Origin of the sequence: Photobacterium frigidiphilum (assembly GCF_003025615.1) — a bacterium.
GTDB classification, from domain to species: Bacteria; Pseudomonadota; Gammaproteobacteria; order Enterobacterales; family Vibrionaceae; genus Photobacterium; species Photobacterium frigidiphilum.
Window position 1 is genome coordinate 157,679 of the sequence record NZ_PYMJ01000009.1, and the last position, 13,690, is coordinate 171,368.

12 protein-coding genes are annotated in these 13,690 nt (G+C 39.7%); 4 read left to right on the forward strand and 8 right to left on the reverse strand.

The genetic code is table 11. The features are described from left to right. Positions 1 to 11 precede the first annotated feature (11 nt). The 3 genes from C9J12_RS11415 to cysB all read right to left on the reverse strand — a co-directional run bounded on the left by C9J12_RS11415 (position 12) and on the right by cysB (position 3,176). Positions 12 to 740, reverse strand: a complete 729-nt coding sequence (locus tag C9J12_RS11415; protein ID WP_011219133.1) for a sulfite exporter TauE/SafE family protein — start codon at positions 738 to 740, stop codon at positions 12 to 14. Positions 741 to 767: 27 nt separating this feature from the next. Then, positions 768 to 1,964 carry a methyltransferase gene (locus tag C9J12_RS11420; protein WP_107242826.1) on the reverse strand — a complete coding sequence of 399 codons (1,197 nt, stop codon included), beginning with the start codon at positions 1,962 to 1,964 and terminating at the stop codon, positions 768 to 770. Between the two features lie 237 nt (positions 1,965 to 2,201). Then, positions 2,202 to 3,176, reverse strand: coding sequence for an HTH-type transcriptional regulator CysB (gene cysB / locus C9J12_RS11425; RefSeq protein WP_107242827.1), 975 nt, complete (start codon positions 3,174 to 3,176; stop codon positions 2,202 to 2,204). Between the two features lie 350 nt (positions 3,177 to 3,526). On the opposite strand from cysB, the gene C9J12_RS11430 reads away from it, so the two are divergent. From C9J12_RS11430 to C9J12_RS11440, 3 genes are all read left to right on the forward strand, one after another. Continuing rightward, positions 3,527 to 4,288: a DNA repair protein gene (locus C9J12_RS11430; RefSeq protein ID WP_107242828.1), complete on the forward strand. Its 762-nt coding sequence runs from the start codon at positions 3,527 to 3,529 to the stop codon at positions 4,286 to 4,288. Between the two features lie 320 nt (positions 4,289 to 4,608). Continuing rightward, positions 4,609 to 5,388: a tRNA isopentenyl-2-thiomethyl-A-37 hydroxylase MiaE gene (gene miaE / locus C9J12_RS11435; RefSeq protein WP_107242829.1), complete on the forward strand. Its 780-nt coding sequence runs from the start codon at positions 4,609 to 4,611 to the stop codon at positions 5,386 to 5,388. 398 nt (positions 5,389 to 5,786) lie between these two features. After that, on the forward strand, positions 5,787 to 6,758 hold the full coding sequence (locus C9J12_RS11440) for a LysR substrate-binding domain-containing protein (RefSeq protein WP_107242830.1): 972 nt from the start codon (positions 5,787 to 5,789) through the stop codon (positions 6,756 to 6,758). A gap of 84 nt (positions 6,759 to 6,842) precedes the next feature. Here C9J12_RS11440 and C9J12_RS11445 read toward each other — a convergent pair whose 3' ends face one another. The 4 genes from C9J12_RS11445 to topA form a co-directional block, all read right to left on the reverse strand. Next, positions 6,843 to 8,024 carry a M20 metallopeptidase family protein gene (locus C9J12_RS11445; RefSeq protein WP_107242831.1) on the reverse strand — a complete coding sequence of 394 codons (1,182 nt, stop codon included), beginning with the start codon at positions 8,022 to 8,024 and terminating at the stop codon, positions 6,843 to 6,845. After that, the gene (locus C9J12_RS11450; protein ID WP_107242832.1) at positions 8,024 to 8,473 is read right to left on the reverse strand and encodes a hypothetical protein; all 450 of its coding nucleotides are present in this window, start codon (positions 8,471 to 8,473) and stop codon (positions 8,024 to 8,026) included. The genes C9J12_RS11445 and C9J12_RS11450 overlap by 1 nt, the downstream gene beginning before the upstream one ends. Then, the gene (locus C9J12_RS11455; RefSeq protein WP_107242833.1) at positions 8,466 to 9,293 is read right to left on the reverse strand and encodes a DUF3100 domain-containing protein; all 828 of its coding nucleotides are present in this window, start codon (positions 9,291 to 9,293) and stop codon (positions 8,466 to 8,468) included. The genes C9J12_RS11450 and C9J12_RS11455 overlap by 8 nt, the downstream gene beginning before the upstream one ends. Before the next feature lie 381 nt (positions 9,294 to 9,674). Beyond that, positions 9,675 to 12,326: a type I DNA topoisomerase gene (topA, locus tag C9J12_RS11460; protein WP_107242834.1), complete on the reverse strand. Its 2,652-nt coding sequence runs from the start codon at positions 12,324 to 12,326 to the stop codon at positions 9,675 to 9,677. Positions 12,327 to 12,797: 471 nt separating this feature from the next. Here topA and C9J12_RS11465 point away from each other — a divergent pair, with 471 nt between their 5' ends. Next, positions 12,798 to 13,046, forward strand: a complete 249-nt coding sequence (locus C9J12_RS11465) for a YciN family protein (RefSeq protein WP_107242835.1) — start codon at positions 12,798 to 12,800, stop codon at positions 13,044 to 13,046. A 154-nt stretch (positions 13,047 to 13,200) separates the two neighbouring features. On the opposite strand, the gene C9J12_RS11470 is transcribed toward C9J12_RS11465, so the two are convergent. Beyond that, a complete protein-coding gene (locus tag C9J12_RS11470) occupies positions 13,201 to 13,602 on the reverse strand; it encodes a DUF805 domain-containing protein (RefSeq protein ID WP_107242836.1) in 402 nt (133 codons plus the stop codon). Between the last annotated feature and the right edge of the window lie 88 nt (positions 13,603 to 13,690).

Consider the following 13,690-nt stretch of genomic DNA (forward strand, 5'->3'; position numbering starts at 1 on the left):
TATAAGTTTCTTTATGCCATTAAAGGGCTCAACCCTTGCCACATAGCCAGCACACCAGAAACAGAACATAAAATCAAAAGGGCATAACGCACCCACTCAGCCTTAATTAAATGCTGAACTCGGTATGCGAACCACGTGCTAATTAATGACGCAGGTAATAACATTATTCCGTACTTAAAATGCCACCAGCTGAAATGCCCAGTTGCAGACAAGGCAACTAATGATAACACACAGCTAAATGCAAAATACCCAGCAAGATTTGCGCGTAATTTACCCGCTTCTGCATGCTGTAATACTAACGCCATTGGGGGTCCGCCGATGCTGGTAGTTGTTCCCATAACACCAGATGCAAATCCCGCCCAAAAAAGCGCTTTCGGCGTAGGTCGTATACGCACTTTCGTTAAACTGATAACAACAGCTAATAACACACCAATACCCAGCACTAACGCCAAGGATTCAGACGTAATATACATCAGTAAAATACCGGCAACGATAGTACCAGGAACACGACCAACGAATGCAGCAGTTAAGCCTTTAAACGATAACATGTGGCGATACTGCCACATGTTAAACAACGCGAGAAAAAAGCCCACTAGCGTAATTACGCCCGGCACAAATTTAGGTTCAAAGAAATAAATAATTGGAGCTGCAACAATTGCCATTCCAAAACCGACAGTGCTTTGAACAAAACAACCCGCAGCCAATGCGAGAGCACAATAAATAAGTGTTGTGGTGTCCATCTTCTGTTTAGCCCTTGTCTGTCGTTGCTAGCTATCTTTACGCTCAGCATGAATAAGTATATTTCGTGGTGTTACCGGTTTATCACAGAATGTGCCTAGGGATACGTCATAATTTGACTGCTCTAAATAACAAACACGATCAAGTACTAGCCACATTTCTAGCGGGCGTCGAAATAGCTGACGAACTAATTCCATTCGTTCAATAATGCCATGTCGTCGTTCACCTTCTTGCTGCCAATATTCAAAATCAATATTTGGTCTTAGCTCTATATTTTTCTTTTCAGCAGCCCATAGGCAAAATGCAACAAAACCTTCATTTAATAATGCTTTATGTACATTGGGAACGGGTAAATACTCGTCGTTATTTAGCAGATGCCGCTGTAACGAGTCAAAACCTAAACGAAAACTGACTTCTAAAAAACGTTGGCGTCGAATACGCTTCCCTGCAGTAACCGTTTCTTGTAATGGTAAACGTAAATCATGTTTGTTTAGGGAAATCGTACTTTGTTTCGCTGTATGCGAAAGCGGTTGGTATATTTCAGACCGAATTAAATGATAACAACACGGCGACACACTTACCGCAGCACCTTGTCGCTCTACCACTCGCTGTAATAGCGACACATGTAGATCACCACATGCGTGTAGTGCAACAGCATGTTGTTTGGATTGAATATGAGTATCACTACTCTCATCAAATGCATCAGCTTGTACAAAATGAATCGGTAATTTAAGTTGCTTAGCAGATGCTTCACCATCAACACAAAGCTGCTGCTGCCACTCCAAACTAGTGACTGGCATATCATGGGTTGCCGCTAAAATACGGCCAAGATGCCCTTTACCAGCACACCACTCTAACCAAGGTAATTGCAAACGCGGTAATGCCGCATTAAAAGCATTTATTTGAGTCCACTTTCGCCCTGGAATACCCGTATTTAAGCCATAGGGCACATCGATATCCATTGATGATAATGGTTGGCATAGCGATAATTGGTGCAACACAGCAGCGTCTGGAATCCAGCTAGATAAAGCGGCGACCAATTTATCACTATCTGCATTTAATTCTTCAATTTGTTGCTCAGTTAAGCTGTTCAGCCATGCACACATCTCGGGGTGTGTTTGCAACCATACACTGTCTTTTTCAGCAAAAGGCATAAATTGCCAAAACGCTTTATTTCTCGACAGTACATCATCAAGTTGTCGAAATTGTTGGGCATAGCCAGCCATGTAGTCGTTCTCAAATACAGAATGGTTTAATTGGCCGATATTTTATACTAATGTCCCGATATACCCAAGCTACCTCAAGATGCAGGATTCAGAGTGATCTCAGCGTATTTAATTCAAGGAAAATAATTGTGTCACTTTCATCTCACCAGCATCAAAATAGGCATCAGTAAGCAGACATAAAAAAAACGCTAACTCAGCGTTTTTTTTAACATTGTCATTAAAAACTAAAAGGAATGGTTAGCGTACAGGTAAATCCATACTTGCAAACAAGGCTTCAATTTCTTCATTCGTTTTCAATGCAACAGCTTGATCAACCGTTTCTCGTGTTAAATGCGGAGCAAAGCGTTCCATAAAATCATACATATAGGCACGTAAAAATGTACCTTTCTTAAAGCCAATGTTAGTCGTGCTTGCTTCAAAGATATGACTTGCATCAATCTTAACAAGATCGCTATCCACCTCAGGATCCATCGCCATACTTGCAATAACACCAACACCAATGCCTAAGCGCACATAGGTTTTAATAACGTCTGCATCGGTTGCTGTAAATACAATTCGTGGTGTTAAACCAGAACGATTAAATGCACTATCAAGCTCAGAACGCCCCGTAAAACCAAACACATAGGTCACCAACGAATAAGCGGCTAAATCATGAATAGTAATATCTGCTTTTTTCGCTAATGGGTGATCAGCTCTGACAACAATCGAACGATTCCAGTGATAACAAGGCAACATAATTATATCTTGATATAAATGCAGAGCTTCAGTTGCGATAGCAAAATCTGTCGTACCATTACCGACAGCATCTGCTATCTGGGAAGGCGTACCTTGATGCATGTGTAATGACACTTTGGGATATCGAGCCGTAAAATACTTAATAACATGAGGTAATGCATAACGAGCTTGGGTATGTGTCGTTGCTATATTCAATGTACCTATTTCAGGGTGAGTATGCTCACCGGCAACGGCTTTAATACTTTCAACTCGAGATAAAATATCACGAGAAATACGCACTATATCAACACCTGCAGGAGTCACTTTTGTTAGGTGCTTACCGCTGCGTTCAAAAATTTGAACACCTAGCTCATCTTCCAGTAAACGTACTTGCTTACTGATGCCAGGCTGTGACGTATATAAACTCTCTGCAGTAGAGGAAACATTAAGATTATGGTCCACAATCTCAACGATATATCTTATTTGTTGTAATTTCATGATACCGCCCAACTATAGTCCATTACATTTTATACCAATTACAAGTAAGCATTGAATATTCCGGGGGTAACTATTCAACGAGGTTAATATCAGTCTGTAACCATGTAATTCATATTGTTACATAGCGATTGTACGGGTTTTGATAATGTTTGTTTGCTCTTTTTCGCATTAACACCAAGGCGGTCTACTTATTGCCTTTAAATCTTTATTAAATTATCTCTTTTAATCGGCATATAACTCAAATTAACACAATTCCTATTAACTTTGAGGGATCTCGCTATCACCCAAAAGATAGATGGTGTATCTTACAAGTTCGACTAAAAAAATCGCATGGAAGATAGACGTATCTTATGAGTATACCTTTAGTAATAGGCCTATTTGCCTTGTTGCTGATATTGATCGTTGGCTATAACGTTATTATTCAGTACCGCCAACGTTTAGAGAGTGAGAAACAACAAGAACTGGCAAAACATATCGCCGTTATAGATGCGACTGAAGATCTAATTGGTAATGCGCATCACTTACCTTACAGCAAAGAATTATTAGTCTGCCTAAATCAGCGTATCTTATTTGCCTTACAATCTATGAGCGATACAGATCCTACGGAAAAGAGCCTACCAGCACGTATTAAAAATGTTGCTGAACAAATTAAACACTTACAAGCTAATTACTCTAATGCGGATGTGGCAAGCTTCAAAACACCAAGTACAGATAAGCAAGCCATCGGCATGTTACAACTGGTTAAGCGCCTCAAAACGGTCATTAAAAATGAACACAGTAAAGGTCGCCTAGCGACTCAAGCTTTTGTAACAGAAAATGCTCGCCTTGAAGGTATTCAACTACGCATCAACATTGAAAATGTCGTTAAACGAGCTAACGATGCTCGTCTGAAACGCCAACTGGGTACAGCCAAACAATTGTTGAAAAAAGGCATTGATGTTCTGTCTAGCAAGAATGATAACTACGCCAATAAAGCCCGTGAAAAGCTGCAAGTTATGCTAAGTGAAATTGATAATAGTCAATCACTAAACCACGAGCAAGAACGCCAACAAATCATTGATAAAGAACACGATGAATTGGATGTATTGTTCCAGCCAAAACGCAAATGGTAAACACCAGACAGCATAAGGCAGATATTGAACATCGATAATTATTGAAAAGGTCGCTGGTGCGACCTTTTTTACGGCTGCGCTATTTTCATATTGCCACTAATACCATTCTAGGTAAGTAGTTGATCATAATATTGCGCAGGAAAAATCGCTTATAACTAGGCATGAATTGCTGATAACTAGTGGCTCTAATTACAAAATTCATAACAACGTTATAAGGAGTTTTAACCAGCAAGAATGATCAAATACTTATGTAGGATGGTATAAGAGTCGAGTAAGCACTTAATCTTTACGCAGAAACATACCACTAGATAGAACCGATTATGAATAAAACTCAACAGATGATTGACGAGCTACTCTCGCCTATCAAACAGTTCTTATACTGTGAAACCCCTGATGCTTGGATAAACGAAGCCATTAAACCTGAAAACTTAACAGGATTACTGGTCGATCACTGTAACTGCGAGCTAAAAGCAAGCCAAACAGCCATGTGGCTGATCCGCAAATACGCGGTAGATGCAGATAGTGGCAAAGCATTACTCGAATGGGCAAAACCTTATGAAGATTTTGTCTATGGCAGAGTGCGAAATACAGACGCCTTTCATGGCAAAAAAAATGGGTTGTCAGCCCCTTTAGTTGCCAAAGAAAGCTTTGCACATGGTCCTGAACTTATCGACAAAATGGTTCGCTTAATCAAAGAAGAGTTCCACCACTTTGAACAAGTATTAGATATCATGGTGAGCCGTAACATCCCTTACAGTAATTTAAGTGCGGGTCGTTATGCGAAAGGGCTAATGAAAGCGGTTCGTACACACGAACCTGCAACGTTAATTGATAAGTTGATTGCTGGCGCATATATCGAGGCTCGATCTTGTGAACGCTTTGCTAAATTAGCCCCATTTTTAGATGACGAATTACAGAAATTCTATATTTCATTATTACGCTCAGAAGCGCGTCACTATCAAGATTATTTACAACTCGCAGAACAAATTGCAGGGCACAACATTTCAGACCGTATTCGTATCATCGGTGAAAAAGAAGCTGCGTTAATTAACTCAGAAGACAATATGTTCCGATTTCATAGCGGCATACCTGCTGCATAACCAGCTACAAGTACAGCGGTCTAATACCATGCACTCTTGTTGGCTAGGCTTGGTATTTGATTGTCATTGATTATGGCATCATGAACGATTACACTAATTTCAGGGTTATAAATAGACAAACAAACCCACATTAAGCTTTGATTTGCTCGCTTTTCTCCGGATAAATACAATGAGATAACAAGGAGTAGAGAATATGCCAATTCTTGTTGATAATGGAATTATCGATCGCATTAATACTTCTTATCACTTTTTGAAACTTATGTTCAGGGATCGCCATAAGACTCATAATGGAACACTATTTGCCATTAGCAGTATAGCGATAGAGTGTAGTAAGTAACTAAATACCTAAGCCCTGCTATCGAGCGGGGTTTTTAATACTTATTCTCAGGTACGTTTAAATGAAACTACAGCAGCTACGCTATCTAAGAGCGATAGTAAATCATGATCTAAATATCTCAGCAGCATCAAAAAGTATCTATACCACGCAGCCAGGAGTAAGTAAGCAAATAGGCCTGCTTGAAGCAGAACTTGGTGTTAAAATCTTCGAACGTAAAGGAAAAAACCTAAACGCGATTACCAGTATTGGCAAGCAGATAATTGATGAAGGGATGAAGATTTTGGCTGTGGAAGAGCGGATATACGCTATCTCCAGAGATTATCTCAATCCTGAAGGTGGATGCTTGAACATCTATACAACCAACACGATTGCACGTTTCTTATTGCCTAAGACCGTCAACAAATTTGTAAAAAAACACCCTGATATTACTTTCCACATTGGAGCCGCACATCCCGATGAGAATGGCGCTATTATCAAAAAAGGTCACTCTGACTTTTCTATTGTTGCGCAAGATGTAGAGCGAGATAAAGATCTTATCGTTCTTCCAGCTTATAAATGGTCACTAAGCCTAATACTCCCATCGAATCACCCATTGAGAAAAGAAAAAGACATAACTCTCGAAATGATCAGTAAATACAACCTGATTAGTTATGATTCTGGATCGACAGGGAAAATAGCACAAGATACCGCATTTGCAGAACAAGGCATAAAACCGACTTACTTCATGACCGCTATGGATGTTGACGTAATAAAGCAATATGTAAGCATGGATCTCGGTATCGGTATCATTGCAACAATTGCCGCTAAACAAATTTGTGACGGTGACATTGTTGCTATTCCTCTTGAAGGAATCATACCTGATTGCGACGCTTGGATTTGTTATAGCAGAAATGTCTTCTTGCAAAAGCACATGTATGACTTCATTGAAAGCTTTGCCCCACACTTGAAACAAGAAGTAATGGAAGTGATTGCACACTCAACTAACAATGAAATAGTCAAGATATCTCAAGAATTTGAGTTACCACGTTACTAAAAAAACTACTCAGGTACATAGTCGCAACTAGTATCTGAGTAGGTATTTATTCTGTTAGATGACAAACATGAGCGAATAGCTCTGTTAGTCAGTCGCTAAGTTAATAAAGATCTGAGCGCCGACTAATAAGAAATCCTCATCGACAAAATAAGGGTTTGAATGCAGATAATTACAAATGCCCTTTTCCTTATTACCAGACCCTAAGAAGAACATAGCGCCACACTTATCGTCTGTCGCTTCAATCATCAAGCTGAAATCTTCACTGCCAGTCATTGGTGTACAATTAGCATTAAGCAATTGAGGTGGAACCGTTTGACTCGCAGCCTGAACAACACGGTTGTAGGCAAATTGATGATTAATAATGGCAGGGTAACCACAATGAGTCATCGACGTGGTATAACCACGTAACTCACTTTGAGCAACAAGAGACGAAAAGCTATTTTTCAGCACCTGATCGGTTTCAGAGTCCATTGAGCGGATAGTGCCACGAGCCTGAACATTTGCAGCTACTGCATTTGGAATCGTACCGCCATTAAACATCCCACAGACGAAAACAGCAGGCGAAAATGGATTCGTTTTCTTGGCTACAATATAGTCCATATCCTCAACGATACGTGCACCTTCACGAATAGCATCAAGGCCTTTATGTGGTGTTGAACCATGTGCTGATACACCTTGAATATCAAGTGTCCATGCACAGCCATATGAAGACATAATGCCGTTATTAACTAATACGGTGCCACATTCTTGTGCGGCGTCATTATGAAGGGCATAAACTTCATTAACACCATCCATACAACCAAGTTCAACCATTTTATTGGCGCCATCAACACGCATATCTTCTTCAGCCATTTGGAAGATAAATCGAACATTGTGACGTAATTCTTCTTGGTTATTTGCCAAGTAATTTGCAGCAGTTAACGCAATAGTCATGTGTGTGTCATGACCACAGTTATGCGCACGGCCTTTATTCGTCGATGAATGCTCATTACACGTTAAGTCATCCATTTCAAGTGCATCCATATCGGCACGAAATGCAACAGTCTTCAATGAAGTATCAATAACCAGATCAGCGATAAAACCAGTATATCCATCATAAGACGTTACTTGATAGCCATAATCAACCATCAGTGATTTACAATATGTTGATGTTTCAACTTCTTCTCCTGATAATTCAGGAATCATATGAAGGTGACGACGGGTATTAATACTAAACTCTCGAAGTTCTAATACGTTTACATTTAATTTGAATTTACCTAACGTCATTAAATAATACCTTTCATTGTGAAGCCGATTTGCGCGATAATTGATGCGCCAAAGAAACAACTAGTCGATACAATCAGGAATAAAACAACAATTTTCCACGATAACTTTTTAAGTTCTTCCATCTTTCCACCAACCGATAAGCCAGCGAAAGCAAGTAGCGGAACACAACAAGATAAGAAACCAACTTTCCCAATTGAATCTAAAAAGAAAGTTCGAATAACAGTGTCAGGTAAACAAATTGCGATGCCAATAATTGTTGCATATGCAAACGCGGGTAAAGGCGAATTAATATAATGCTTTGTTACTAATGCTAAGAATACAATTACCGACATGGCAACGGCACTATCCCACATACTGAATAAAGGTGTTCCCGTCGTTAATGTTTCTGTGAAAATAGCCAGAGCTAAAGCAAGGAACACAAATTTCATATCATGAATAGATTTAAGCATTAGTCGCTACCTCTTTTTTGTTGCAAATTTTATACATGAATTCAGCAAGTGGTAAGCCGATAAATGTAAGAGACAAGGCACCAATTACTGATGAAAGTAAATTAGATGCAGCCGCGATACTCAATGCTTGAGCGGCCATATCAGGGCTTAGCGTACTCACTAAAGCACCTGATGCTGCACTTAACATCGAACCACTACCAACACCACTACCTGCGGCTAATGCCAACGGATGAAGGCCTGAAAGTGAGCCAAGGCTACCCAATACGCTGAACCAAAGCGTGCCTATCACTGAACCACAAAGATAAATAGCAAGAACACCAATATACTCTGGTGTGCCCGTTCCATACTTCCCTTGAACAACAGCAATTGAGGGTTCACGGCTAATCGATGAACATGCGCCAATAGCTTCACGGCCTAAACCAAACTTAACAGCAAGAGGAATCGCAATAAATATTGGTAATAAATTACCGAGTTCTTGGAATATTAATGGCACACCAGCTTCTAAAATATTATCGATATTAGGGATAATCATTCCAGCATATTGAGTACCTAGAATTAAAAGGGAAAAGCCGACCATATTAGATGCAAATGATTCTTCTTTCTCAGTAAATACTTTTCCCCATAACTTTATTTTGTCTCGAACTATTACTAATGAAATAGCCATACCAATCATTACAGCAAATAACATTGGTAGAATTGGAATGGCTACTGAACCAAATGAAATAACTTTCTTACCTATTAACACCTGCGAAACAAAAATAACAGCCATAACAATGAGTGTCGTTTTTATAACGGGCATAAGATCTAATTTTTTTGTCATAATTAATCCCTCGCTTTAATTAAGCCGGATTATATTTGTGGATATTAATTCACATTGTGATGTAACGCTTATTACATTAGTCCAAAAAGTTATAACTTATTTTAAATTGAAAAAACAAACGCATTATTAACATTTAATACTCATAAAAAAGTACAATCGACAGATGCGATTAAACAAATACACGAGATTAATGACATATTCATCATTAATAATAGCAACTAAGAATTATTCCTAGATATTGGTAATATCTCAGCATTATTTAAACAATAGTGACTATACTAAGTCACCTCAAGATGTTCGTTTCAGCAATAATCCTGCATCTTGAAGTGTCTTGGGTATAATAATAAACGTAAAAAAAACCGCCTTTCGGCGGTTATTTTATTAATCTTCTTTTTCGGCTTTTTCTTTCTTCGGCTTTTTACGTTTATCGGTAATTTCCCACTTACCGTCAACATAAAGGCCAGTCCAGCCTGATGGCTTACCGTCGACTTCAGTACGAACGTAGTTCTCTTTGCTCTTACGGCTAAAGCGAACAACTGCCTCTCGACCATCCGGATCTTCTGTCGGTGCCTCAGCTAAGTAGTAAAACTTAGGCGATAAACGATCTTTAAAGCGTACTAGTTCAGACACAAGCGGCGCACGTGTTTCACGCGATTTAGGGAAAGTACTTGCGGCCATAAACAAGCCTGAAGCACCGTCACGTAAAACGAAATACGCATTAGAATCTTGAGTACATGGAATCTCTGGTAAATGTACAGGATCTTCTTTAGGTGGTGCAATTTCACCATTCTTCAGAATCTTACGAGTATTTTTACAATCTTCGCTCGTACAACCCATGTATTTACCAAAACGACCCGTTTTCAGTTCCATATCTGAACCGCACTTGTCACATTCAATCAATGGTCCTTCATAGCCTTTCAGCTTGAATTCACCTTTTTCAACAATGTAACCATCACAGCTTGGGTTATTACCACAAACATGCAATTTACGATCTTGGTCAATCAGGTATGCATCCATTGCGGTGTCACATTTCGGGCAACGCTTTTTAGCACGCAATGCAGCAGTTTCAACGTCTTCTTCAAGCACGTTAACAATGCCGTCTTCATCACCTAAGTTAATCGTCTTTTTACAACGCTCTTTTGGCGGAAGTGCATAACCAGAACACCCTAGGAATACGCCAGTCGATGCTGTGCGAATACCCATTGGACGTGAACATGTCGGACATTCAATATCAGTCACAACGATATTGTTTGGCTTCATGCCACCTTCATCTTCATCTAACTCTGCTTTTTCAAGCTCAGTCGTGAAGTCGCTAAAGAAGTTATCAAGAACAGCTTTCCAGTTCTTTTCGCCTTCAGCGATTTTATCGAGGTTACCTTCCATGCGAGCAGTGAAATCAAAATCCATCAGATCGGGGAAACTTCCATCCAAACGATCTGAAACGATTTCACCCATTTTCTCTGCATAGAAACGGCGCTGGTCTACACGTACATAACCACGATCTTGAATCGTAGAAATGATTGATGCGTATGTAGAAGGTCGACCAATACCACGCTTCTCTAATTCTTTAACCAATGCAGCTTCTGTAAAGCGCGCTGGTGGCTTAGTGAAGTGTTGTTTAGGCTCAACGCCTTCTAATTTCATAACATCGCCAACGTGAACGGTAGGCAATGTCGTATCTTCATTCTTACCAGATGGACGCTGTACTAAAGTCCAACCTGCAAAGCGCAAAATACGTCCTTTCGCTTTAAGCGTAAACTCATCAGCTTGAACCGTAATTGTGCTTGAATCGTATTTTGCTGGCACCATCTGGCAAGATACAAACTGACGCCAAATTAAGTCGTATAACTTAACTGCATCCGCATCCATACCTTCAAGGTTTTCAGCTTGTACTTCAACACTTGAAGGACGAATCGCTTCGTGCGCTTCTTGTGCATTTTTCTTACTACCGTACTTTATCGCTTCTTTCGGGAGATAATTCTCACCGTATTCGCTACCGATAAATTCACGTGCAGCTACAACAGCATCATTCGACAAGTTGGTCGAATCGGTACGCATATAGGTAATATAACCCGCTTCATATAGACGCTGAGCCAAACCCATTGTACGTTTTACACCGTAGCCAAGACGGGTACTTGCCGCTTGTTGTAGTGTTGATGTGATATAAGGTGCAGAAGGCTTGCTACTCGTTGGGCGATCTTCACGATCGACCACTTTATACTCTGCACTATCAAGTACAGATTTAGCCGCCATGGTTTGTGCTTCATTAACCGGACGGAAAGCTTTACCCGCCTGCTGAGAAACAATCAAACGCAGTGCATCTTTACCAACAGTCAATGTATTCGCATGAATGTCCCAGAACTCTTCTGGTGTAAACGCTTTAATTTCACGTTCACGTTCAACAATCAACTTTACCGCTACAGACTGAACACGACCAGCAGATAAACCACGGGCAACCTTCTTCCACAGAAGAGGTGACACCATGAAACCCACTACGCGATCAAGAAAACGTCGAGCTTGCTGAGCGTTAACACCATCAATGTTCAGTTCACCAGGTTCTTCAAACGCCTGTTGAATTGCATTTTTAGTGATCTCATTAAATACCACTCGCTTATAACGTGCATCATCACCACCGATGATCTCACGAAGGTGCCATGCAATAGCTTCTCCTTCGCGGTCCAAATCGGTAGCTAGGTAAATAAAGTCAGCATCGGCAGCAAGTTTTTGCAGTTCACTAACGACTTTTTCTTTGCCCGGAAGCACTTCGTAATGCGCATCCCAATCGTTATAGGGATCAACACCCATTTTTCCGATTAGAGACTTACGGTCTTTAATTTTCTTAAGACGCGCTTTTTCTTCAACGCTTAATCCTGCGGTTGATTGTGCTGCCGCTTTTTTTCCGGCATTACGTGCACCCGTTGGCAAATCACGTACGTGACCAACGCTTGACTTTACAATGAAGTCCTTGCCCAAGTACTTATTAATAGTCTTGGCTTTAGCAGGGGACTCCACAATAACGAGAGATTTACCCATAATGACTCTACTACGTCCTCGTGCTCGCTAAATTTTAAATAAAAACAAAAAGTTGCATGCTAAAAAAAAGAATATTGGCACGTCAACGCTATTACAATATTGGGCTACTATTCAAGAAGGTCAACTGGTTTTTAAGAAAAACGAACTGTTTGCTCGCCCCTTCTACAGTTGTTAATGATACGTTAAAAATCAAAAACCCACTTTTAATTGGTAAAAATTCTGTTTAAAACTTCACTATATAGAGAGTAGATGAAGTAATTAAAGGCGCTAATCATTACCACCTCACAACAGCCTTTGACTATTCACAACGGTGATTTTTAGCCATAGCTCACAGAATTTACCCGTAATTGCTTTTTGTTTAATCGCTATTCAACATTTGAATGAAAATATACCCAGCGTTATTAAGGATTTGTTTTATTCAAACAAGATGAATAAACTAATGACGTATTTCTTCCAGAGACGTCATTCATCATGAGCGATAAAAAATCAATTCCCCAAGACAGCCTTTTACTGATCGCCAATCAACTGATTCAAGATCACGATGCCTACATTAAAGGCATGCGAGCAACATCTGTTGAAGAAAAATCTGATGTGCTGGTATTTAAAGGTGAATATTTCCTCGATGACAATGGTCTTCCAACCGTTAATACAACAGCAGTATTTAACATGTTTAAATACCTTGCGCATAAGTTGTCACCCGAGTTTACTTTGCAAGATTAAGCCGTAAATTGTTTGTTGACGCAAGGAATTATAAAAAAAATCGTTGTTAAAAAGTAAAAAACAACGTTTATCTTTACGAATTATCACCTTAAAAATCAAAAAATAACCCGCCAATAAGCGGGTTATTTTTCAATAACAAAAGCGTTTAAACAGTTTACATATCGATGGTTATTGTCTCTTTTTCATCATCTTTCGACGGCATAGAACGCCCTTTTGGATCCGGACCGTATTGGTTGTCTCCTTTTATACCGTCGAGCATACCAAGTTCAACAATAACAAAAGCAGGACCAATTAAAGGTACAAAGGTCAACAACGCCCACCAAGCACTTTTATTACGATCATGCAGCCGCTTAATATTCAGCGCCAATGATGCCCAAAAGACAAAAAATAAAATAACCATAGCCAATATATTCAGCGCTTGATTATTGCCCATGTTACTTGGGCTTGTATACAAAAAGACAGGTAATGTAACCAAGAGAACAGGCAAGCTATATAACCAGTAATCACGTCGTCTTAATCGACCTTTAAAAGAAAACAGCGCCCACTTTTGATCCATTGAAAAACCTTATTAACTACAATTGTTTAACTAATACCATTCTGAATAAATAGATGGTCAGAGATGTGTCTACATTGGCATAACACCA